Genomic DNA, 23,389 nt, shown 5'->3' with positions numbered 1-23,389 from the left:
GAATGGATGCTATCGTGAGCCAAATTAATTCAACGCCAAATTTATCAAACATCAATGTATTCCCTGTAAAATCAATCGCAGGGATTTCGCTATCTACTGCTCAAGTTGAAAAGCAAGGCTTACAATGCGATCGCCGATTCATGGTTGCATCATTAGATGGAAAAATGATTACCGCTCGCACTCATCCACAAATGGTAAAAATTAAAGCCATTATTGAACCTGATGGGTTAATCCTTTGTTACCCAGGGTTGATTGATCTACATTTCACCTTTAATGAATTAGAAATGAAAGAGATCGATACAACCGTTTGGAGTGATACTTTTACGGCTTACTCCACGACAAAAGAAGCCAATCAGTGGTTCACTTCTATTTTAGGCACTGAAGCACAACTGCTATTTTCTGGCGAGCAATCCAATCGTATGCGTGAAAAAATTCAAACCAACGTGAGTTTTGCCGACGGTTACCCATTGCTAGTGATCAGTGAAGCCTCTCTTACTGAACTAAATAAACGCAGTAGCAGTCATCATACTATGGCTCAATTTCGTACTAACTTAGTCGTTTCAGGTAATGAGGCTTTTATTGAAGATTCTTGGAAGCGTATTCGTATTGGGGAGGTTGAGTTTGAAGTGGTTAAACCTTGCCAACGCTGCATTTTAACGACAGTAAATCCAAATACGGCTCAGTATCACCCAAATAAAGAGCCATTAAAAACCTTCTCAACATTCCGTGCTGATGATTCTGGTAATGTGTATTTTGGTCAAAACCTCATTGCTAAAAACGAAGGGACGATTAACGTCGGAGATAAGATCGAAGTATTAGAAACCAAAGAGAAAGAATACTATTCAGATTCAATCTCTACTGTTGCAACTCAACAAGTCACAGTAGATCCAATCAACGTAACAGAAGACACTAAATCAGAAGAAATTACCATTAGCTTAAATGGAAACCTGTTTAAAGGTAATACACAAGACCCATTATTGAACCAAGCGGAAGCAGCAGGGCTTAGCATTAATAATAGTTGTCGTGCTGGTTTATGTGGTGCTTGTCGAGTCACTTTAGAATCAGGCGATGTTGAGCAAGAAGATTCCCCTGCTCTTAACCAAAGATTAAAAGATGCAGGAATGATACTGGCTTGTTGCTCCGTCCCTAAAACTGACATTGAAGTGGTTGATTGATTTTACCTTAATTGCAAAGAAAGGCGCTAGGACGATGCCTTTCTCTCAGTTACAATAGTCACAATTCGTAATTAAAGAGATCCTCATGTCAGATCAAGAAGAATTTGAAGTAGAAGCGATTGGCGTTGAAGTAAATGTTCAACCTATCGAACTCTATAAAGTATTAAAAATTGCTAATGTTGTGAATGGCGGTGGTGAAGCTAAGCACATGATTAGTGAAGGCTATGTAGGTGTAAATGGCGAATTAGAACAACGTAAACGTCGTAAAATGTACGATGGCGATGTTATTGAATTCAATGAGGAATATTACGTTGTTATCTGTGATACTCCTGTTGGTGAGCTGCCAGAAATTGAAGAGAAACCTCAATTTATTCCAATAGAACCTGAATATACAGAGCCTAAACCTAAAAAAGCTAAAAAAGAAAAGAAGAAGAAGCAAAAATCAGAAATTCCAACAACGATTGATCCAGAAAGCGGACGTCGTTCAATTAACTTCTTCTAATCCAGTTTCAATTATAAGCCCCTTACTCTTAGGGGCTTATTTATTATGCCCACTACAAATAGTTTATCCTTCCTCCTTATTATTACAAATATGCAAAAGTAATTATTTATTTAATCTATTATCATTAAATATGAAATAGCTATACTTTTCTCAACTTAATAACACCTTGACTCTAAATAGGAATAATAAAATGGGATGGCTTTTTACTTTCTTAGCCAAGCGATGAAAACATTACTGGTTGGTAGTAAGTGCTTAGCTAACCACACATATACTTAGTTGTAGCCCTTTCTATGTTCTTTACACCGGGGTTATTCATTCTTTTTGATAAAGTGATCTTACCTCGTTTCGAGCAAAAATCGAATGATAGAGAGTCGGATAGCATTGATGAAAAAGGCACAGTGATCATCGCTGGCGGCGGTCGATTTGGTCAAGTAGTCAATCGCTTTTTAGTATCAAACCATGTAAAAACCGTTGTGCTTGACCATCAAGCCGATCAGGTTGATTCATTACGTCAAATCAATACTAAGAGTTATTTTGGGGATGCCACTCGTCCTGATCTACTGCATACGGCAGGGATTGAACATGCTGCAATGTTGGTGGTTGCCATCGATAACCAAGAAAACAGTGTTGAACTGGTTAAGTATGTTAAGCACACTTACCCAAAAGTAAAAGTACTCGCTCGTGCTTACGATAGAGGCCATTCTTATATGCTTCGCTGTGCTGGTGCAGATTTCATTGAATCAGAAACCACCCGTTCAGCACTTGAAATGGGTGCAGAAGCCATGCGTGGATTAGGTCAACACCCATTCCATGTAGAACAACAAAAAATAGCGTACAAAAAGGTCGAGAATCAAAGCTCTGATAAATTATATCAAGCATGGTTAGATGATTCAGAAGGCGAGCGATTTGATAATAACTATCGTAAATTGTTTATTGAACTTGAAAGCACAATTAAACATGCCATGAGTAAAGATCGTTCTGATAAACACAACCAATCAGAGCGTGCATGGACACCACCACCCAAAGGCTACGCTGATGATCTTGATGAATAATCAAATGATACCAATTCCATTAATTATCTGATCTATTTAGTTACATTGGTATGAATCAATAGCTCAAATATCTATACATAAAAATGCCCTACTCATTACTGACTAGGGCATTTTATTTTAAAAAAAACGTTCTAATCTTTACATTCAGAGTAACAACTTGGTTTTCTTGGGCAAACAGCACCACGAGAACAAATTACTCTCGCATCCGTTTCTAACCCACGCTCAATCCAATTAATATTTAATATCTTAGCGACACTAATTAACTCTCTTTTTATTCCTTTTGCTATAGGGCTCTCACCACCATTTTTTACACATGCTTTTTGTAAATCACGAGCTAATGACACCGCGTCTTTTCCCTGAGCTTCAATTGCCGGATTCAAATCAATACCAGCGCATAACACGCGATTATTACCTGCAGGATCAGTCATATTTACCGATTCACAACAATAGATACGAGGTTCGTTATTTACATTAAGAATCGATATTTGTGCCGAACTCCCTTCTTTTGGCTCAGATAATCGTCGAAAAACAGCCCAGTGATGACAAGGATCATTTACTTGTTTCATATTTCCCCAAGGTAAAGGAATACCATTTCCACGATAAACCGCTTTCAATTTCCCTGGTGCGTACGCATCAAAATAATGCCAATGAGGATACGGAGAGACCACAGTCATTCGTCTCATCGCCACAGAAGGAGAAACCCCAGCTAAACGATGTGCATCAATCTCATAGCCATAACGGTCTAATAACTGCCTAAAGGGAACTCTTGGGCACAATAAAGCGCCCGCAAAAAAGCTAGACTCAAAATCGCGCCATGCATGTAAAATATCTTGCGCGTTTAATGAACTATCTGTGTGGTGTATTTCATCATCAAACACTCGATGGCTACCCACAGACAAAGAACTCTTCAAACCTTCTTTGTTATGTAAAACACAATGACCAATGTAGACCGCTAAATCGTACTTCAATCGTGTCGGGTGATGCTTTAAGACTTCATTTAGATAGACTGTACAAGGTGGTTCAAAAAAAGAAGTCAGTAGTTCTTTGCCATTAACACCAAACTCATCGACAACGGATTTTGGCGTATCTTGTACCCATTTCAGAGTTAATCCATGAAATGCCGCCAAGTCCATCATCTGCTCGACACTTAATGGTAATTGTTTCTGCCCTACCTCTTCTGCTGCTCGTTCTAAATCAGGAAAGTGATTTTGATTATTTTCTTGATGGGCTCTAATAAGAAGATGTGCGAATTGACGACCAGTCACTCCTGTTTGGTTCAGCATTTCAGGGATCGCTATTTGAAGAATATCATTAGAGAATAAAAAACTCGGTTCAAGTGCCATACCGCTGATCCCACCTCTACGTCCCTTATCTGGCGTAATGGCTTGTGCTTCTGGCTCGCTATCTAAGAACCACGATGACTCTTTTTGAAATACCGTAGCGATAACTTCCAACATATCAGCGCTGGGAACCCGCTTTCCTCTCTCTATCATTGAAAGATAAGAAACCGATGGTGAATTCTCAGGATCAACTCGAATACAGCGAGTGGAGAGATCTTCCATCGTTAAGTGATTGCGTTTTCTCAGATTTCGAATTTTTGTTCCAAGAAAATGACTTTGTCTAATAATACTTTTTGACTGGCGCATCTTGTAAAATTCACACTGTTAAGTTTTTGTTGTGAAATTGTAGTAGATATTAAGCTAAGCTTCAATACAAGTAAGCAAACAACTCTGACCAGTGTGACTTACTTATCTTTCAGGACGAAAATTGAGGGCAAGACTATGGCTATCACAAATATAAACAACACGAATAACGCACAACAAGAAACTCCGTTTATGGCTGAAGCTGTCTATGCCGTAGAAACGATGGATACCAGCAAACGAGAAGAAAAGCAGAATCAAATTAAGTCTCTACTTGATCAACTATTCCCTTTAACTAAAGGCTCACACAAAGACGTAACTAATTATCTGTTGGATTACCATCACTTAGTGGTTTTCTTTAAAGATGGTGGATGCAGTGGGTTACGTAACCCAGGAAAATTTGTTGCTTTTACTGGCCATCGCTCATCACCGGATACAATTCTTTTAAAAGACAACAGTGGTAGCCATGTAGAGATCATTTTTGGTCATCATGAACCGGGAAAACACACATTGGTAACTATTGAAGATATTGAGATGGAAACTTGTACGACCTTTACTCAAGACTTTGGTCTAGCAGCCATGCGTCATTGGATTAGCCTACTGAAGCGTGATGAAAAATCAAATCATAAAGCACATAGAGAAGATAAAGAATACACTGCAAAAAATGGGGATGATTATCAACTAGCTTGCTGTTTTAGTATTTAATAAAAATAAAAAAAGTAAAGGCCACATCAACTAAGTGGCCTTTCTTGTGTCTGGTACAAACGTGCAATAGCTAATTAAGCTAACGATGTCTATCGTCGTACATCAGCGACTCACCTTACACTGCAATCATTCTATTAAGTATGATTATCATTGTTTATTTCACTTTAAAGTTTGCGATAAAAAATGATCTGCGATAACGCACCTCAAATTGAATGTTTCAGTTTATATTGCTCTGGTGTGCAATCAGAATAACGCTTAAACATGGTAATAAACGGGCTAGTTTGATTATAGCCTAAGCTAAACGCGACTTCTTTAATCGACATTTTCTTTCTTAGTAACTCTAAAGAGTAAAGGTACCGGATCCTTAATCTCCATTCCGTAAAACTCATCCCTAACTCACTTTGGCAATGCCGGGATAACGTTCTCTCTGTCGTATGATTTTTTGCAGCCCACTCAGATAACGATGTTTCATCTGCGGGATTCGCTTCAAGCGTTTCAAGAATTGGTTTTAATAATTTATCCGTAGAGGTAGGTAAAAAGCGTTCACTTTGTTTAGCAATTAATAGTTGGTCAAACAGTACCTTAATTAATCTATCTTGCTGTTTATTTTCTGGCTTTTGGATTTTATGCTCTCGTAGCTCTTCAATTAATGCCTCAACTAACACACTCACTTCTAGTAAACAAGTATGCTCAGGAAGTTTTTTAGCTAATTCTGGGATAATATTTACAGAACAATAAGCAATAGGCTTTCGGTTATAGCTTTGATGTTTTACTCCTGCTGGAACCCAAATAGCAAAATGAGATGGAGCGAGAAAACGCTGCCCTTCAGCTTTGAGTTCTAAAATACCCCCACTGATGATTTGTAATTGCCCCCATGAGTGAGAATGAGCACGAGTTTCGGTATTTGAGCGAAAAGCGTCAAACAACAAATAAATATCTGAAGGCAACGTATCAAAAGTAACGGATGCTTGAATATGTCGTTGACCTACCATTCCTTAACCTCAATTAACTAGAGTTAGCGTATCTAATCATAGTTATTTACAGCGAACAAGTTATTTTAATACAAATAAATCTACGTAAACCTCTAATTTTTTTATATTTTAATATATATATATTAACAATTGAATTCGTACATTAAGCCATTAAATTATTTTTTGAACAAACAATTTGCATTAAATGAGCAATATGATTAATATGCACTCATAAAATCAATCCGATACCTTCTCATTGGATACTTATCAATAAAATTAATAAGTTACATCAAGGTAACATTTAATTTTAACATGCAACATCAAACAGATTATTACTAAAAATCTGCTCACTTAAATAAGTTTATCTACAATTCAACGAATATTAAATAAAAACTTATACTCTATAAGTTAGCTAATGAAGTTTATTTCAGTTGTATCTAAAATAGTTGGAAATATAACTTCAATTATATATTGAATTGTTATCATTCTATTAAATTTACAATTCCGAGGTTTATTGTGTTAGATGAAAGCACCTCTATGGAAAGTATCTCTAGACGGATCGAGGTCAGAAAAAAAGAGCTAGGACTTTCCAATACTCAAATTGCTACCGCATGCGATGTGTCAACCAGAACGGTTATTAACTGGACAAGTGGCCTTTCTAGCCCTCATATATCCAAATTGATTCCATTAAGTTTTATTCTGAGAAAAGAGATTGGCTGGATTGTTTCAGGTAGCGACAACATCCCTGATTGGCTAGGTGTCACGATGTCTGATGTGATCGAGTTCCATCAAGAACTATCAAAATACTCTAAATCAGAACGTACAATGCTGTTTAAATCAATCAGTAACTTAATCAGTCAATTCGGCTTTATTTTAAAAACAAAAGACAACAAATAATCTGTATGAGTAGCGCGCAAATGTGCGCTACTCCAATTTACTTTTTATGACCCATCGCAATTATTCATCTTCTTTTTTGATCCATACTCATTCTTGCCTTTTTTTCAAATATATAGAGTGACTATCATGAAAGATCTCGTAGAACGCTTTCTTCGTTATGTAAGTATCGATACGCAATCCAATCCTTCAGCACCTCAATGCCCAAGTACAAAAAAGCAGTTTAATTTAGCAAAGCAATTAATCGCTGAATTAACTGAGCTTGAACTTTCTGATGTCTCTCTTGATGACAATGGCTATGTCATGGCTCGCTTACCATCAAACGTCGACTACGATGTGCCAGCGATTGGTTTCATTGCACATATGGACACAGCCCCTGATGCATCAGGTGAAGATGTAAAACCACAGCTTATTGAAAACTATCAAGGTAATATTATTGCGCTTGGCACTAGTGGTGAAGAGCTGAACCCAACTCAATTTCCTGATCTTAAGAATCTTATCAGTCATGATCTAATTACGACTGACGGAACGACCCTACTTGGTGCCGATAACAAAGCAGGCATTGCTGAAATTTTAACAGCAATTGCTGTACTAAAAGCAAATCCAGAAATACCACACGGGGATATCTGCATTGGCTTTACTCCAGATGAAGAAATTGGCCGTGGCGCAAACCTATTTGATGTTGAAAAATTCAATGCTAAGTGGGCGTACACTATCGATGGTGGCCCTGTGGGTGAATTAGAATATGAAAACTTTAACGCTACTAGTGCAGATGTTATTTGCCACGGTGTAAACGTTCACCCGGGTACAGCTAAAGGTAAGATGGTTAACTCCATGAATATCGCGGCTCAATTTCAAATGATGATGCCAGCAGATGAAACCCCAGAAGGCACTGAAGGCTATGAAGGTTTCTATCATCTAAAATCAATGGAAACTGGCGTAGCAAAAACAGAACTTGGCTACATTGTGCGTGACTTTAGCCGTGAAGGTATGGCTGTTCGTAAAGCCTTTATGCAGCAAAAAGTAGATGAGCTAAACACAAAACTAGAAAAGGGACGTGTTGAATTAATCTTAACCGACAGCTACTTCAATATGCGTGAAATGGTAGAACCTCACCCGCACGTGATTGAACTAGCTAAAGAAGCAATGACTGCATGCGACATTCAACCTGATATTAAACCAATCCGAGGCGGGACTGATGGTGCTCGTTTATCTTTTATGGGTTTACCTTGCCCTAATATCTTTACGGGTGGTTATAACTTCCACGGTATTCATGAATTCATTACGATTAATGGCATGAAACAAGCCGTTGATGTAATTGTGAAAATTGCAGAGTTAAACGCTATCAACAATAAATAATTACATTTTATACCAATCACAATAAGTAAGTGTTCAGAAATAGCTCAGGAAAAATGCTTGAGAACAAGGCGAAATTTTTCGATAAGTAGTTATTCTACAATCAAAAATTTCAACGTAGTTATCGAGCATTTTAACCAGTTAGGATGACCAGTTATTTACTACGGTTGGTATTACTAGTCAAATAAAAAATGCCCGATGATTACCTCAAATCATCGGGCATTTTATTTTACGTTATTACATTATTTATACGCAGACTTCAGGCTCTGGTTGTAATACCTTTTCAACCTTCACCCCTGCGACTTTAAACTCAGGGATCTTTGCATGAGGATCTAGTGCTGTTGTGGTCAATGTATGCGCCGCCGCTTCTACAAAGTGAAACGGTACAAATATCACCCCTTCTTGCATACGCTTAGTCACAAATGTAGGAGCTTCAATCGTACCACGACGTGTTGATACTCGAACCATCTCACTGTTTGAGATACCTAAACGCTCAGTATTGATAAAGTGACCCGCTTTTTCTGCAAACGAACACGATGGCAGAATAACATCAGCATAAGCCGCAGTTTCTGCCATAAAGATATCTTGTTCCACTAAGAAATCTAACGTCTCTAAACCGTGAATTACATGCGCTTGGTCAGGATCACTCAGTACAGGTTTTTCACCCATGACGAATAAACCTTTTACTTGCTCATGGCACGGTGCATCGCAAACCTACCCATCTATAATTCGAAAACGCGCAAATTATTCTCTTTACCATCGCGTTAAACCCCTAAGCCCACCTTCGTTTAATGAAATTCATGTGACTTATATACCAAAACGAAAATAACACGAATGCGCGAACGAACATAGTTGTGCTAAATCAAAGAAAGTGTAGAAGATAAATATCATCATAGATCCATACATCATAAGTGGTAAAAAGAGAGTGAATTATGGATAAAACGTCTCGATTAGAAACGTCAGTGATCATCATCGGAGGTGGTGCGACAGGCACGGGGATCATGCGTGACTGTGCTCTGCGCGGTATCGATTGCATTTTAATTGAAAAAGACGATTTAGCTTCTGGAACCACAGGCCGAAATCATGGCTTACTTCACTCTGGGGCTCGCTATGCCGTTACGGATAACGAATCAGCTAAAGAATGCATTCATGAGAATAAAATATTAAAAAACATCGCAAAGCATTGTGTTGAAGATACACAAGGCCTGTTTATCTCTCTTCCTGATGATGACTTAGATTTTCAAAAGCAGTTTATTGAATCATGCCAAATTGCTGGTATTGAAGCAAAACAACTCACTCCTAAGGAAGCCTTACTACTTGAACCAAACGTCAACCCTAACCTAATTGGTGCGGTTCAAGTGCCGGATGGAACACTTGACCCTTTTCGTTTATGTGCGGCAAATGTGCTTGATGCGAAAGAAAATGGTGCGCGTTTGCTCACTCATACTCATGTTACGTCTCTTATTCGCCACCAAGATACGGTTCTTGGGGTTAAGTGTATTGATGTTAGAACCAATCAAAAATTTGAAATATTCGCATCAGAAGTCATTAATGCCGCAGGTATTTGGGGGCAAAATATTTGTGAATACGCTGATTTGAGTATCAAGATGTTTCCAGCTAAAGGCTCATTACTGATCTTAGATTATCGTATTAATAATTTAGTAATAAACCGTTGCCGTAAGCCTTCTGATGCCGACATTTTAGTTCCGGGTGACACCATTTCATTGATAGGAACCACATCAGAGCACATTGATTATGACAAAATAGATGATTTACACGTTAGCGCTAAAGAAGTGGATATCCTGTTAAGCGAAGGCGCGAAACTTGCTCCGATTATGGCGAATACTCGAGTACTTCGTGCTTATGCTGGCGTACGTCCTTTAGTCGCGGTAGATGATGATGGTTCTGGCCGTAATATAAGCCGTGGAATTGTCTTGCTTGACCATAGTGAAAAAGATGGATTGAACGGATTAACAACCATTACCGGCGGTAAATTAATGACATCGCGCTTAATGGCAGAAATGACCACCGATCTTGTGGCTAAAAAATTGAATAACACCCAACAATGCACAACACACAGCCGCCCACTCCCGGGGTCAAACAGTGCTTCTATCGCAGCGAAAAAAACCGCAAGCCTAGCAAAACCTGTTTATCAAAGTGCAGTTTATCGCCATGGTGAACGAGCACAACGTTTCTTGACTGATAATGCCAAAGATCAAGCGGTTATCTGTGAATGTGAAATGGTAACTCAAGGTGAAATCAACTATGCCATCAATCAATTAGATGTGCACAACTTAGTCGATCTACGTCGTCGTACCCGTTTAGGTATGGGGCCTTGCCAAGGCGAGTTATGTACGTATCGCGCTGCTGGGCTATTTGAAGAGTGTGGCCAAATCTCTGGCAATCAATCAAGCCAATTATTGACTCACTTTTTAGAAGAACGCTGGAAAGGTATCAAGCCCGTTTTCTGGGGTGATGCTCTGCGTGAGGCTGAATTTAGCTATTGGATTTATGAAGGCTTATTTGGTGCAAGCGATATCCCAACCGCGAACACCAGTACTGATACAGCGATAACGTCAGAACAAACAGATACGTCTCAACAACAAAAAGAACAAGAGGCAACATTATGAATTTCGATACCATTATCATTGGCGGCGGCATGGCAGGATTAAGCTGTGCTCTTCGCTGCTTAGAAGCTGGGTTAAAAACAGCAGTGATTGCCTCTGGTCAAAGTGCCCTACACTTCTCATCAGGCTCTATTGATGTATTAGCAAAAACACCTGACGGCACGCATGTTATCGACCCTATGTCAGCAATTGATGGATTTTCGACTCATTATCCTGAACACCCTTATGCCACATTAGGAAAAGAAACGGTAAACCGTGCTATTGATTGGTACCAAGCGACGCTATCTAGTATTGGTGTTCCACTAACTTCTCAAACAAACGGACGTAATCATTATCGATTAACGCCACTAGGCACAATGAAATCAACGTGGTTATCGCAACCTTTTGTTCATCAATTCCCAATGGCACTAGAAAGCAATACAGTGCAAAAAATAGTATTGGTGACGATTGATGGCTTTCGTGATTTTCAACCAAAGTTAGCGCAAGATAACCTAAAGCAAATCACTCAATTATCTGATGTTGAAATTTCAACAGCAAGCGTCTCTTTGTCTGCGTTTAATGACATTCAACGTAATCACTGTGAATTACGCTCTATTGATCTTTCTCGATTATTAGCAAAACGAGCGAACCTACAAGAATTTGCACATGCACTGCAGCAACACGCGAATCCCGGCGATCTTGTCGTAATTCCGGCTATTTTTGGTAATGGCAAAGGTTTGGGGCTTTTAAAGGAGATTGAAGCGTTAACTCAATTGACCTTATGTGAAATTCCAACTATGCCACCGTCATTATTGGGTATTCGATTAGAAGAAACCATGAAGCACGCTTTCATTGAACAAGGTGGAACTCTACTCAATGGGGACCACGTTATTCAAGGTGAATTTTCATATGTTGATAGAGAAGATCCTGAGCATTCGCACTACAGATTAAACCGTATATTCACTAAAAATCATGGTGACTTCCCACTGCAAGCAAAGCAGTTTGTACTAGCAACCGGCAGCTTCTTTAGCCAAGGTTTAAAAGCAAGTGCAAGTTCAATGGAAGAACCTATTTTTGGTTTAGATCTTAATCAAAGTAACACTCGAACTGGTTGGTATAATCCAAGCTTCTTTAGCCCTCAATCTCATCCATTTTTAAGTATGGGTGTAACAACAACCTCACAACTACAAGCAATAAAATCAGGTCATATTATTGATAATCTGTATTGCGCCGGAGCGATCTTATCGGGTTATAACCCTGTATTAGAAGGCAGCGGCAGTGGTGTTGCAATTAGCTCTGGGTTTCATGCTGCAGAATCCATAATCAAGCAGATAAAACCTGAATGTTTATCCAATAATAAAACAAAACAACAAGAGGTCGCATTATGAGCAGCCCACTATTTAATTCAAATCTATTAAAAGATCGTTTTGCAAAAGATAACTTAATCTTCAGAGCACCTGCAAACACGAGTTTTGATCAGTGTTTAAAATGCACCGTATGTACTGTGTATTGTCCAGTAGCCAAAGAGAACCCTGATTATCCTGGGCCAAAACAATGCGGCCCTGATGGCGAGCGTTTACGCTTTAAAAGCCCAGAATATTATGACGAAACCTTAAAACTCTGCACCAACTGCAAGCGCTGTGAAACCGCTTGCCCGTCAGGGGTTAAAATTGGTGACATGATTGCAGTTGCGCGTGGTAAACATGGAAAACCGGCTTATAACATGAAGGGGATCCGTGATTTTGTACTAAGTCATACTGATCTATTTGGCTCAATCGCAACACCTGTTGCCCCTATTGTAAACGCCGTCACAAGCGTACCCTTAGTTAAAAAAGTGATGCACAAAACCATTGGTGTCCATGATCACAAATCACTGCCTAAGTATTCTCACGGAACGTTCCGCCGTTGGTATAAAAAAGAAGTATCAGATCAATCGATTTACCAGCAACAAGTTCATTATTTTCACGGATGCTTTGTAAACTATAACCACCCTCAACTAGGGAAAGACTTTATCCGTGTCATGAATAACATGCACATTGGCGTGCAGTTATTAGATAAAGAAAAATGTTGTGGTGTTCCTCTTATTGCTAATGGCTTCCATAAAAAAGCACAGACAAATGCCGAGTTTAATGTTGCTAATTTAGAAGCTGCGATTGAACGTAGAGATGTTCCGATTTTATCGACTTCCTCTACCTGTTCGTTCACCTTACAGCAAGAATATCCACACGTATTAGATGTCGATAACAGCAAGGTAGCGAAGAAAATAGAATACGTTACTCGCTTTTTATTAAAAGAGATCATGAACGGTCGTGGGCCTAAAATGAAGCCCTTAAATAAGAAGATTGTCTACCATACACCTTGTCATTTAGAACGCAGTGGCGGCAATATTTACACCATCGAATTGTTACGTGCAATTCCAGGATTAGAAGTGCAAGTATTAGACAGTGAATGCTGTGGTTTAGCTGGCACTTATGGTTTTAAAACAGATAATTACGATACCTCTATCGCTATTGGTAAAAATATCTTTGACCAAATAAAAGCGGCTAAACCAGATTATGCAATTACTGATTGTGAAACCTGTAAATGGCAAATTGAAGAGAATACCAATGTGACGACTATTCACCCTATTTCCTTATTGTGTGAAGCATTGGTGTAAATTAACATCAACAGCCTGACTCATAAGTGTTCAGGCTGTTGTATTAGATACATCCAGCACCAAACAAACCCTTAAAAACCACACCAGAACTCCATATAATTAGCACAAATACATTCATTTTGTAAATGTGATTTAGATCGCGATTTCAATACCTATTAACATAGTAACTAAACAGCTAAGCGTGGTAGATTAACCACAATTTAAATCTGGAATATAATTATAATAATGCTTGAGAACATCTACTTCATTTATCAACCAAATTTCTTCGAAGGCTCCATTGTGTCTTATGAAGCATTAATAAGAGTTAAGGGCTCTGACGACTTACCTCTAAGCTTTATTTCAACAATTAATAATAAAGAAGAGTTTGATAAAGCAGTAATTTCTCATATTATTTCCGATAAATTGAGTCTAAATAATCAAGATAATGTTCATATCTCAATCAACATATCAGTCAGCAATTTAGAGTCTGAATCTTTTATTGAATATTGTGAATCCGTATTCAAACATCATAAAAACTTCTCGTTTGAGTTAAACTTTAAGCATCAAAACGTGAATCTTGAAAAAATACGTTTAAATATGCAGCGGCTAAAAAAACTCAACCTGTTTTTTACGCTTGATGACTACGGCACAGAATGTAAAAATTCAGATCCATTATTAAGCCTTAACTTTGACTATATAAAGATCGACCGGTCACTAATTAGCCAAATTGAAGATGACTACTTATCATTTTGTTTCTTACGCTCGTTGTGCCAAAAGTTAAATAAATTTTTAGGTAATAACGTCATTATTAAGGGAATTGAAAACGTTAATCAATTAAATTTAATTCAATCTTTAGGGTCAGTAATATCTCAAGGAGATTATCTGTCTTATCCTATTTCGCTATCTGAATTAAATCAAAAACTTAAATCGCATGCTCCTATTATTGATAATCAACTAAATGACTCAATGCCACCAATTGATCGCTTCATTTATAATATCAATGTAGCAAAAGACAATGCCCAATTAAATCAAGCTTTAGAAGCCCTAAAACCACAGGACCCATTTAATTTATTAGGTATTGACTACAACAATTTCAACTTGCAGGCACTTAATACAAAATATCAAGAATTACTCGATGGCATAAAAAGTCCTTCGATTCAATTTACAACCAATCTAATGAAGCACTGTAATTGTCTTTTTATTCTAAGAGATGAAAATGGTGTAGCAATATACAATAATAAAAAGCACACTGATTATCTTGGTTGTGATTTAGTTGGAATGGCTGTATCTGATGTATTAGAACGATTCCCAGACTATCAAACTTGTCTGCAACTTGATCAACAGTTGCTCAACAATGAGTCTGATATATTAATGTCGAATGAGACAGTAGAGGTCGATTCAACAACAACGCATTTCCATACTTATCGCCAAAAAATAAAGTATTTTGATAAAACCTTTGTCATGATATTTGTTTATGAAAATAAACAAGATGTACAATCGCCGATTGACCCATTAACAGGATGCTTTACTAAAGCTAAACTTAATCATATTGATGTAAACGTCTATAACACCATGGTATTTATTGATTTAGATGGGTTTAAGAATATTAATGATCAATACGGGCATCAATTTGGTGATCAGCAACTGAAAGAAACCGCACTTTTCATTAACCAGAATCTAAGAAAAGAAGATCTTCTTATTCGGTTTGGTGGAGATGAATTTGTACTGTGTTTTAATTCTCATTCAATTGAAAATATTGAAGTGAAAATGCAAGAAATACGCACTAATATTGAGCGTCACTTTCAACAGAAAGAGATCAACTTATCCTACTCTTTTGGCGTGGCTCCATTAGATATGGATATTCAACTCGCCTTAGAGATGGCTGATAAGCTGATGTACATAAATAAAAGAAAACGCAAGGAAATGTCCTAATAATCAAGCCTCATTAACGAGGCTTGATTAAAGAGTCATATCTATATGTCTGGAGTCACATCTTGAACATGGAATGTTCCTGAATCTAACAACCGTTTTTCTTCTACTTTTCCAGTAAAGTTGATCTTATTTAAATCCACTTTTTTTATCGTACTATCACGCATGGTTTTATAAAATAATAATCCATTTGTTTGGTCTACGACTGAAGTCCATTGCGTCGCACTTGGTAAATCAGGAATATGTGCTTTATCATTAAACTCGCTTCCAATCGGAATATCAAAATTATTTAAAATATGAAATGCCTGAGATACCGCATCGGCTCCTTCCTTCATTACAGGCGTTGAATTTACATAAAAGGCAGCACGCACAAATCTTGAGGGTGGCGTAATATCACCCGGCAACCCGAAAAAGCTAGAACCAACGCCAAAAGAGAAAGCATCTACATCGTTGATCTTTTGTCCTAGGCTTGCACCTGGAGTTAAATGGATATAATTGTTTAAATTAGTTACTTGCCATTGATAATCAGGAGCATTTGTCAGCACTTTAGCCACATTTTTATGGATATTTACTTCACCATTATTCATGATTTCAATAACAATATTATTACCTTTCTTATCGGCTACACGCCAATGTGCTGTTGGTGATGGCACTCCTTTAGCATCAATATAGACAGGTACTATCTTTATGTGCTTAATCGCTTGTTCGACTTCAGCTACTGTTTTAAACTGCGATAACATCCAACGGTTAAAGTCCATATCTGTAATCGTTGTCTTAGTATCATTTGGGTTGTATTTCTCTAACGACCCATAATTTTTAAAATAAAATAGGCCTGCCGTTAATCCTTCCTCATTAACACCATCAGCAATAAAACGATCATCGCTGACCGAGATACCAACAAATCCATACTTAGAATCCCACTTTAATCCCTGCTTTTGATCTGGCATGGTAGATACGTATGAATAATCACGAGGAGATACAATTAATTTACTGTTCAGATCATTTTGACCCCACTCAATCGTTCGAGCCTGAATGTAATCATGATTAACCGTTGAAAGAGAAATACCCGTACAGGCACTCGCTGAATACGCGACACAAGACGCAATAAGTACTGAAAGAAGTTTAATTTTCATTTTACGATCCCATTAATATGACCTTAAGATAGTACTCTTATAGATGATAAATCCAAGTATTTCTATAAAAACAAAAAAATCCTGAAGCATACTTCAGGCTTAATCAAAAGATTTAAATTTAACATTAACTCACTTGCGCAAGTCTAACTCCCTTCTTTACTCCTAATTTCTCGTTCATATATTGAGCTACTGCATCTTGCTGGTCTTGAGTTAAATACAATCCTAACTTAGTTCGACGCCATAGCACATCTTCTACTTTTTGAGAAAACTCATGTGTTATTAAGTAATCTATTTCGGCTTGGTACACACCTTCAGAAAATACTCGGCCCATATCTGCTTCTGAAGTTACATTTTCTAATAACGTCCAAACTAATGTGCCAAACTGGTTCACATAACGAGTGGCTGTTTTCTCTGATAACCATGGATATTGGCTGCAAATATTACTTACTAATTGCGATCGAGGATAATCAAAATCGCCACCGGGTAACGCCACATTTCTTGTCCATGGTTTTCCCATTTTAGAAAAATATGGGTTTAAAATCTTCATTGCTGTTTCACCCAACTTTCTATAAGTCGTTAGCTTTCCACCAAAAATAGACAATAATGGTGCTTGATCCAACTCTTGCTCTAACTCTAGAGTGTAATCACGAGTAATCGCTTGAGGTGAATCTGATTCGTCATCACATAATGGTCGTACACCGCTGTAAGTCCACACAACATCATCACGCTGAAGTTGATCAACAAAATGCTGATTTACTACATCAATTAAATAATTTACTTCATCTTCTGATATTTCTACTTTTCTCGGATCACCTTTATATTCAACATCCGTAGTACCTATGATTGAAAAATCTTCCATGTAAGGAATGACAAATACAATTCGGTTATCTTTATTTTGTAGGATATACGCCAGCTCTTCATTATGTATTCTAGGAACCACAATATGCGAGCCTTTCACCAAACGAATATTACGAGGTGATTCTTCTTCTAAGCTATCATCAAAAAATTGTTTAACCCATGGACCTGCAGCATTAACCAATGCTTTTGCTTTACGCTCAAAACGCGTATGTGTTTGCTCATCAAAAATAGTGACATGCCAAATGTCATCCACACGAGTGGCTTTTTCAACACGGCAATAATTCTTTACTTCTGCGCCGTTTTTCTCCGCAGCTATCGCATTTAAAATAACTAAACGAGCATCATCAACCCAACAATCTGAATATTCGAAACCTTTGGCCATTTCAGGCTTTAGTAAACCCGATGCAGAAAGATTCACAGAGTGACTTGCAGGAAGTGTGGTTCGTTTGCCTAAATTATCATAAAGGAACAATCCAGCACGGATCATCCATGCAGGACGTAAAAATGGGCGATGAGGTAAACGAAAACGCATTGGTTTTGCAATATGTGGGGCTTTAGCCAATAACACTTCACGCTCGGCAAGCGCTTCAGACACTAAACGAAACTCATAATGTTCTAAGTAGCGTAAACCACCGTGAATTAATTTTGAGCTTGCTGATGATGTTGCTGAAGCAAAGTCAGATGCTTCATATAAGCCAACAGTTAGGCCTCGACCAGCGGCATCAGCAGCAACACCGGCCCCATTAATACCACCACCAACTACAATTAAATCTAAAACAGCGCAGGTTGTGTGTGTTTGGTTTTCATTATTCATAGTAGTGACCTCAAATGCTCACAATGAGCGAACGAACATTAATTACGATAAGTAGACGGTATCTTAACTTTCGTTTTGAGTCACTTTTTATTTTCGATTTCGAACATTTACTGTGATACAGATACAAAAAATCCCTGATCTTAATCAAGGACAAGGATTTTTTATTTATGAACAATGAGAGTTACTTAGAAATGACTTCATAAGGGATTTCATTATCTTTTAAAATTGCCACGATCTCTTCTGGTGGCTCTTGATCCGTAATGATCATTTGCAGCTCAGTAATACTACCCAAATTCACCATCGCATTACGTCCAAATTTAGTATGGTCAACCGCAAGATATACGCTGCGACTATTTTCAATAATGGCTTTTTTCACTCGAACTTCATGATAATCGAAATCCAATAACGAACCATCATAATCAATACCACTGATCCCCAATATGCCAAAATCTAAGCGGAACTGTTTAATGAAATCTAACGTAGCTTCGCCAACAATGCCACCATCTCGGTTACGAACTTCACCACCGGCAAGGATAACTTTAAAATCAGGGTTCGCCATTAAGATCATAGCGACATTGATGTTATTAGTTACTACTCGTAAATCTTTATGGTTTTTCACTAGTGCTTTTGCTACTGATTCTGGTGTTGTACCAATATCAATAAATAGCGTAGCACCATCTGGGATATGTTTCGCAAGTGCTTCTGCAATCGTATCTTTCTCGTTTAACTGCATCACTTTACGCGTTGTATATGCCGTATTTACCGAGCTTAATGGAATAGTAGCTCCACCATGATGACGACGTATTTTATTTTCATCAGCCAATTCATTTAAGTCACGGCGAATGGTTTGTGGGCTAACTTTGAATTGCTCCACTAAATCTTCAGTGCTGACATATCCATGTTGTTGCACAAGGTTTACGATTTCTTGGTGTCTTGATAATTGCTTCACGAATTACTCCCCTAATTTCGATCAATCAATGACTTATATTTTTCAACTTAAATCAGTGTACTAAAGAAAATATAAGGAATGAAATTTTTGATGAAAATATGCGTGATATATATCAAACAAAGTTCGGAAAAGAAAAAGGAGCACATTAAATGCGCTCCTTTAGTTTATTTAATCATCAAATTAGATTAATTACTCTTCGTCATGCATCTCAGCCCACGACTGTGCACATTTTACTGCGCGTTTCCAACCACGGTAACGCTGGTTACGCTTCTCTTCATCATGATGAGGTTCAAACGAACGATCAATGACGGCTTTATCTGCTAACTCATCAAGACTACCCCAGAAACCAACCGCTAAGCCAGCAAGATAAGCAGCACCTAACGCCGTTACTTCTGTTACTTGTGGGCGGTGAACGGCAACATCCAGTACGTCTGATTGGAACTGCATTAAGAAGTTATTCGCAACTGCCCCACCATCAACTCGAAGTGCTGATAACTTAATACCTGAATCCGCTTGCATGGCATCAATTACATCACGAGTTTGGTAAGCAATACTTTCTAGTGTTGCTCGAATAATATGGTTAGAACCACAGCCACGCGTTAAGCCAACAATCGTACCGCGCGCATACGCGTCCCAATATGGTGCTCCAAGCCCCGTAAAGGCAGGAACCACATACACACCATTTGATGAATCGACTTTAGTTGCAAAGTATTCTGAATCTTTTGCATCTGCCAGTAATTTCATCTCATCACGTAGCCATTGAATTGATGCTCCGCCCATAAATACCGCACCTTCAAGTGCGTAAGAGGCTTCACCACGTGGGCCACATGCTAGTGTTGTTAATAGGCCATTGCGAGACGTTACTTTCTCTTTACCTGTATTCATTAACAAGAAACAACCCGTGCCGTAGGTATTCTTAGCTTGGCCTTGTTCAACACACATTTGACCATAAAGTGCCGCTTGTTGATCCCCTGCAATACCAGCGATAGGAATACGAGTACCACCCTTACCACCAATGTTCGTTTCACCGTACACTTCTGATGACGACTTCACTTCTGGCATCATTGACAGTGGAATATCTAACTCTTTCAGTAGTTTTTCATCCCACTGAAGCGTATTGATATTAAACACCATGGTACGAGAAGCATTGGTGTAATCAGTCACATGAACACGCCCTTGCGTCATCTTCCACACAAGCCAGGTATCGACAGTACCAAACAACAGCTTACCTGCTTCAGCGTCTTCACGAGCACCTTCAACATTATCAAGAATCCACTTAATTTTTGTACCTGAGAAGTATGGGTCAACAACTAAACCTGTATTTTCACGAATGTACTCTTCTAGACCTGCTTCTTTTAGTTTTTCACACGTATCTGCAGTACGACGACACTGCCAAACGATAGCGTTGTAAACTGGTTTACCGGTTTCTTTATTCCAAACAATCGTCGTTTCACGTTGGTTAGTAATACCAATACCCGCAATTTGATCACTGCGAATACCCGCTTTTGCTAACGTTTCAACTAGAGTCGAACTTTGTGTTGCATAGATCTCTAATGGATCATGCTCAACCCAGCCTGCTTGAGGATAAATCTGGGTAAATTCACGCTGAGAAACACTGACAATATTCGCATCGTGGTCAAGAATGACGGCACGAGAGCTAGTAGTTCCTTGGTCAAGTGCAACAATGTATTTTTGCTCAGTCATGATGGAATCCTTTTAGTATTAGTTGTAGTGTATTAGCTCGTAGGGCTATATTTGTTAGTAACTATTTTTTATTATGCTTCAGCTGTTTTTGTTTCTTCTTCTGATTCACATTGATTCGGAATTGTACAACCTTGGCCTGCTGTTGGTAGGTAGGCACCAATCATTTTTGGATAAGCCCAGCCACCGAAACATGCACCTGCAATTGGCGCTAGAATTGGAACGATAAAGTATGGAATTTCTTTGGCTCCTGTTAGGGCATAATCCCAACCAGCTAAGTAAGCAAACAGTTTTGGTCCAAAATCACGAGCAGGGTTCATTGCAAAACCAGTTAGAGGACCAAGAGAACCACCAATAACTGCAATCAGAATACCAATAAGCAGTGGATTCATTGCACCACGAGAAGCGCCATTATGCTCATCACCTAAAGCTAGAATTCCGAACATAAGAACTGCAGTAATAACAAACTCAACCGCAAATGCGCCTAGCATCGATAAAGAAGGGTTTGGATAGGTTGAAAAGATACCAGCCGTTGATAATGCCGCTTCACTGCTTCGTAAAAAACCGTTCGCAATTTCATAATCTGCAAACAAGTTGCTATATAAAGCATAAACCAATGCCGCCGAGCAGAAAGCCCCAAGCAATTGAGCAATAATGTATGGGACAACTTTCGCTTTATTGAAGCCATGAAAAGCCGCAAGAGCAATCGTCACAGCGGGGTTAATATGCGCTCCCGAAACCCCTGCTGTACAATAAATGGCAATGGAAACACCAAAGCCCCATATAATACTGACTTCCCATTGACCAAACTCTGCACCAGTTAATACTAAAGCCGCAACACAGCCGACACCAAAAAAGATCAATAACCCCGTTCCTATAAACTCAGCAAGGCATTCGCCAAAAAGTGTGTGTTGTTTATTATTCGCCATTATTCATTCCTTTGTTTCGTTATGAACTCATTTCATCAAACACTGCGTTGCAGGTTTACTACATAAGACAAACGGTTCAATTATTATTTAGTAGGTATATCGCATTCACGTTAAGCAGCGAGAAATGTACTCCTTTTATTAATAATTTAAACACCAGAAAATACAAAAAAGAGCGTTCGAGCACAAAAAATGCGTGTTAGAATATCAAAAAGAAGATCTAGAGCATAAAACAAGCAAACGAACAGGTTCGAACCAGATTGTGAGCGGAATTCTTTATTTACTACTAGCATGATAAAAATAGTAAGACTAAATAAGTATATATACTAGTTAAGCCAAGCTTTAAGCGATTAACAATAGAACTCTATTTAGCAACCTATTGTTAGTAATCAGTAAAACTATTATCTACTTTTTCATTTACAAAAAATGCTCGATTTAATACATAACGGATTAAAACGAGCATTTTTACATAGCATTCAATCTTGTTTAACCGTAATTATGAATTAGCATCAAATTCAATCATGTAAAGTTCCTTGTCAATTTCATTATTGTATTTATCAATACAGCGGAAGCTTAAGAGCATTGAGCTGATCCAACAACATACAAGAACAATAATTTTAGGTAGAAAAGCAAGTGAGAAAATAGTTAAAATTATTGATAATTCAATTGATGAATAGGCCAATCCAATTGGACCAGACCATAACGTAAGCACTAAGGCAATAGAGTACGATTTTTTTGTAGGTAACATTTCCTTTCCTTTGAATTACTTGATCTGTTGTTTAAAGATACAGACACAATTCATCACTATAAATTGCGTCCGTATTTTTATAATCCCTATTTTATAAGATTATTTATTTTAACTATTACCACTCATAAGAAGCACCAACACCAAAGCCAGTATCGTTTGTAGAATCTACATAAGCCACGTTTGCACGAAGAGCAACATGTTCATCAATACGTATACCAGAGCCAAAGGCAACCGCATTTGCTCCATTATAGTTACCTAGCCCCATAGTCACATTGACTTTGCCAACACCATATGGTTGAAATAATGACGACGTTGCCATTCCCATCGCTGCAGTAGCATCTACACGTTTACCCATTTTTTTAAAGTCATCTCTTAAGCTTTTAATATCATTGGTATTTTGTTGGATGTTAGCTGTATTTTGTTGGATGTTATCCGAATTTTTGGTGATAGCTCCTCCTTGGGTGATTGATCTATTTTGAATAATATGAATTTTAGCATTCTCATCTGAAAGCAGGCGATTGTAGCTCGTCAATGTGCTTGTATTACGATCACTTTGCGCCTGGACTGCATTCAATTCTTCGGAGTTATGCTGAATTGCTTCATGATCCTGAATTTGAGCCTCTGATTGTGAAGATTCGCTTGATGCCAAAGGAGGTGTCTCTTGCTGTACTGTTGGGTAAGCTATTGGGGTGGCTGTCGGAATCCTAACTGATGTTTCTTGCTGTACCGTTGGGTAAGCTGTTGGGGTGGCTGCCGGAATCCTAACTGGTGTCTCTTGCGGTACCGTTGGGTAAG

At 38.2% G+C, this 23,389-nt stretch carries 18 protein-coding genes and 2 pseudogenes; 10 read left to right on the top strand and 10 right to left on the bottom strand.

What is annotated here, in order from left to right; all coding sequences use genetic code 11:
- The first annotated feature begins 2 nt into the window (after window positions 1-2).
- The 3 genes and pseudogenes from F8B77_RS07255 to F8B77_RS07245 form a co-directional block, all read left to right on the top strand.
- Entirely contained in the window at window positions 3-1,175 is a 1,173-nt protein-coding gene (locus tag F8B77_RS07255; protein ID WP_151654796.1) for a YcbX family protein, read from the top strand.
- Between the two features lie 85 nt (window positions 1,176-1,260).
- Window positions 1,261-1,677, top strand: coding sequence for an RNA-binding S4 domain-containing protein (locus F8B77_RS07250; RefSeq protein WP_151654795.1), 417 nt, complete (start codon window positions 1,261-1,263; stop codon window positions 1,675-1,677).
- A gap of 272 nt (window positions 1,678-1,949) precedes the next feature.
- A pseudogene (locus F8B77_RS07245) lies at window positions 1,950-2,729 on the top strand (NAD-binding protein); the annotation flags it as partial.
- 131 nt (window positions 2,730-2,860) lie between these two features.
- On the opposite strand, the gene F8B77_RS07240 reads toward F8B77_RS07245, so the two are convergent.
- Window positions 2,861-4,375 (bottom strand): DUF3612 domain-containing protein, encoded by a 1,515-nt coding sequence (locus F8B77_RS07240; RefSeq protein WP_130045200.1) that lies wholly within the window; start codon window positions 4,373-4,375, stop codon window positions 2,861-2,863.
- Between the two features lie 135 nt (window positions 4,376-4,510).
- On the opposite strand from F8B77_RS07240, the gene F8B77_RS07235 reads away from it, so the two are divergent.
- A complete protein-coding gene (locus F8B77_RS07235) occupies window positions 4,511-5,074 on the top strand; it encodes an aldolase/citrate lyase/malate synthase family protein (RefSeq protein ID WP_130045201.1) in 564 nt (187 codons plus the stop codon).
- Window positions 5,075-5,277: 203 nt separating this feature from the next.
- Here the strand turns inward: F8B77_RS07235 and F8B77_RS07230 are convergent, their stop codons facing one another.
- Window positions 5,278-6,066 carry an AraC family transcriptional regulator gene (locus tag F8B77_RS07230; RefSeq protein ID WP_151654794.1) on the bottom strand — a complete coding sequence of 263 codons (789 nt, stop codon included), beginning with the start codon at window positions 6,064-6,066 and terminating at the stop codon, window positions 5,278-5,280.
- 495 nt (window positions 6,067-6,561) lie between these two features.
- Here F8B77_RS07230 and F8B77_RS07225 point away from each other — a divergent pair, with 495 nt between their 5' ends.
- Window positions 6,562-6,942 carry a helix-turn-helix domain-containing protein gene (locus F8B77_RS07225; protein ID WP_151654793.1) on the top strand — a complete coding sequence of 127 codons (381 nt, stop codon included), beginning with the start codon at window positions 6,562-6,564 and terminating at the stop codon, window positions 6,940-6,942.
- 126 nt (window positions 6,943-7,068) lie between these two features.
- A complete protein-coding gene (gene pepT / locus F8B77_RS07220; RefSeq protein WP_151654792.1) occupies window positions 7,069-8,298 on the top strand; it encodes a peptidase T in 1,230 nt (409 codons plus the stop codon).
- A gap of 243 nt (window positions 8,299-8,541) precedes the next feature.
- Here the strand turns inward: pepT and F8B77_RS07215 are convergent.
- A pseudogene (locus F8B77_RS07215) lies at window positions 8,542-9,009 on the bottom strand (molybdopterin-dependent oxidoreductase); the annotation flags it as partial.
- Between the two features lie 218 nt (window positions 9,010-9,227).
- Between F8B77_RS07215 and glpA the strand changes: the two are divergent.
- The 4 genes from glpA (at window position 9,228) to F8B77_RS07195 (ending at window position 15,468) form a co-directional block, all read left to right on the top strand.
- Window positions 9,228-10,925 carry an anaerobic glycerol-3-phosphate dehydrogenase subunit A gene (gene glpA, locus F8B77_RS07210; RefSeq protein WP_151654791.1) on the top strand — a complete coding sequence of 566 codons (1,698 nt, stop codon included), beginning with the start codon at window positions 9,228-9,230 and terminating at the stop codon, window positions 10,923-10,925.
- Window positions 10,922-12,289, top strand: coding sequence for a glycerol-3-phosphate dehydrogenase subunit GlpB (gene glpB, locus F8B77_RS07205; protein WP_151654790.1), 1,368 nt, complete (start codon window positions 10,922-10,924; stop codon window positions 12,287-12,289). Before glpA ends, glpB begins: the two co-directional genes overlap by 4 nt.
- Window positions 12,286-13,557, top strand: a complete 1,272-nt coding sequence (glpC, locus tag F8B77_RS07200; protein ID WP_151654789.1) for an anaerobic glycerol-3-phosphate dehydrogenase subunit GlpC — start codon at window positions 12,286-12,288, stop codon at window positions 13,555-13,557. The genes glpB and glpC overlap by 4 nt, the downstream gene beginning before the upstream one ends.
- A 225-nt stretch (window positions 13,558-13,782) precedes the next feature.
- Entirely contained in the window at window positions 13,783-15,468 is a 1,686-nt protein-coding gene (locus F8B77_RS07195; protein ID WP_151654788.1) for a GGDEF domain-containing protein, read from the top strand.
- A 41-nt stretch (window positions 15,469-15,509) separates the two neighbouring features.
- Here F8B77_RS07195 and F8B77_RS07190 read toward each other — a convergent pair whose 3' ends face one another.
- From F8B77_RS07190 to F8B77_RS07160, 7 genes are all read right to left on the bottom strand, one after another.
- A complete protein-coding gene (locus F8B77_RS07190; RefSeq protein ID WP_151654787.1) occupies window positions 15,510-16,598 on the bottom strand; it encodes a linear amide C-N hydrolase in 1,089 nt (362 codons plus the stop codon).
- A 124-nt stretch (window positions 16,599-16,722) separates the two neighbouring features.
- Window positions 16,723-18,270 (bottom strand): glycerol-3-phosphate dehydrogenase, encoded by a 1,548-nt coding sequence (gene glpD, locus F8B77_RS07185; protein WP_151654786.1) that lies wholly within the window; start codon window positions 18,268-18,270, stop codon window positions 16,723-16,725.
- 181 nt (window positions 18,271-18,451) lie between these two features.
- On the bottom strand, window positions 18,452-19,219 hold the full coding sequence (locus F8B77_RS07180; RefSeq protein WP_065593347.1) for a DeoR/GlpR family transcriptional regulator: 768 nt from the start codon (window positions 19,217-19,219) through the stop codon (window positions 18,452-18,454).
- A 189-nt stretch (window positions 19,220-19,408) separates the two neighbouring features.
- Window positions 19,409-20,923, bottom strand: coding sequence for a glycerol kinase GlpK (gene glpK / locus F8B77_RS07175; RefSeq protein WP_151654785.1), 1,515 nt, complete (start codon window positions 20,921-20,923; stop codon window positions 19,409-19,411).
- A 71-nt stretch (window positions 20,924-20,994) separates the two neighbouring features.
- On the bottom strand, window positions 20,995-21,849 hold the full coding sequence (locus F8B77_RS07170) for an MIP/aquaporin family protein (protein ID WP_151654784.1): 855 nt from the start codon (window positions 21,847-21,849) through the stop codon (window positions 20,995-20,997).
- 493 nt (window positions 21,850-22,342) lie between these two features.
- Entirely contained in the window at window positions 22,343-22,594 is a 252-nt protein-coding gene (locus F8B77_RS07165) for a hypothetical protein (protein WP_151654783.1), read from the bottom strand.
- Between the two features lie 115 nt (window positions 22,595-22,709).
- Window positions 22,710-23,389 (bottom strand): YadA C-terminal domain-containing protein (locus tag F8B77_RS07160; protein WP_208846107.1); only part of this gene is annotated, 680 nt, incomplete at its 5' end.

It is taken from the genome of Aliivibrio finisterrensis (genome assembly GCF_008933155.1).
Taxonomy (GTDB): domain Bacteria; phylum Pseudomonadota; class Gammaproteobacteria; order Enterobacterales; family Vibrionaceae; genus Aliivibrio; species Aliivibrio finisterrensis.
Note: the sequence above shows the minus strand (reverse complement) of the source record. Positions and strands in the feature narration are given on the sequence as shown.

What these genes read in the sequence shown, in the direction of transcription:
- F8B77_RS07255 (WP_151654796.1), top strand. Translation starts at nt 3, where the DNA reads ATGGATGCTATCGTGAGCCAAATTAATTCAACGCCAAATTTATCAAAC.
- F8B77_RS07250 (WP_151654795.1), top strand. Translation starts at nt 1,261, where the DNA reads ATGTCAGATCAAGAAGAATTTGAAGTAGAAGCGATTGGCGTTGAAGTA.
- F8B77_RS07240 (WP_130045200.1), bottom strand. Translation starts at nt 4,375, where the DNA reads ATGCGCCAGTCAAAAAGTATTATTAGACAAAGTCATTTTCTTGGAACA.
- F8B77_RS07235 (WP_130045201.1), top strand. Translation starts at nt 4,511, where the DNA reads ATGGCTATCACAAATATAAACAACACGAATAACGCACAACAAGAAACT.
- F8B77_RS07230 (WP_151654794.1), bottom strand. Translation starts at nt 6,066, where the DNA reads ATGGTAGGTCAACGACATATTCAAGCATCCGTTACTTTTGATACGTTG.
- pepT (WP_151654792.1), top strand. Translation starts at nt 7,069, where the DNA reads ATGAAAGATCTCGTAGAACGCTTTCTTCGTTATGTAAGTATCGATACG.
- glpA (WP_151654791.1), top strand. Translation starts at nt 9,228, where the DNA reads ATGGATAAAACGTCTCGATTAGAAACGTCAGTGATCATCATCGGAGGT.
- glpB (WP_151654790.1), top strand. Translation starts at nt 10,922, where the DNA reads ATGAATTTCGATACCATTATCATTGGCGGCGGCATGGCAGGATTAAGC.
- glpC (WP_151654789.1), top strand. Translation starts at nt 12,286, where the DNA reads ATGAGCAGCCCACTATTTAATTCAAATCTATTAAAAGATCGTTTTGCA.
- F8B77_RS07195 (WP_151654788.1), top strand. Translation starts at nt 13,783, where the DNA reads ATGCTTGAGAACATCTACTTCATTTATCAACCAAATTTCTTCGAAGGC.
- F8B77_RS07190 (WP_151654787.1), bottom strand. Translation starts at nt 16,598, where the DNA reads ATGAAAATTAAACTTCTTTCAGTACTTATTGCGTCTTGTGTCGCGTAT.
- glpD (WP_151654786.1), bottom strand. Translation starts at nt 18,270, where the DNA reads ATGAATAATGAAAACCAAACACACACAACCTGCGCTGTTTTAGATTTA.
- glpK (WP_151654785.1), bottom strand. Translation starts at nt 20,923, where the DNA reads ATGACTGAGCAAAAATACATTGTTGCACTTGACCAAGGAACTACTAGC.
- F8B77_RS07170 (WP_151654784.1), bottom strand. Translation starts at nt 21,849, where the DNA reads ATGGCGAATAATAAACAACACACACTTTTTGGCGAATGCCTTGCTGAG.
- F8B77_RS07165 (WP_151654783.1), bottom strand. Translation starts at nt 22,594, where the DNA reads ATGTTACCTACAAAAAAATCGTACTCTATTGCCTTAGTGCTTACGTTA.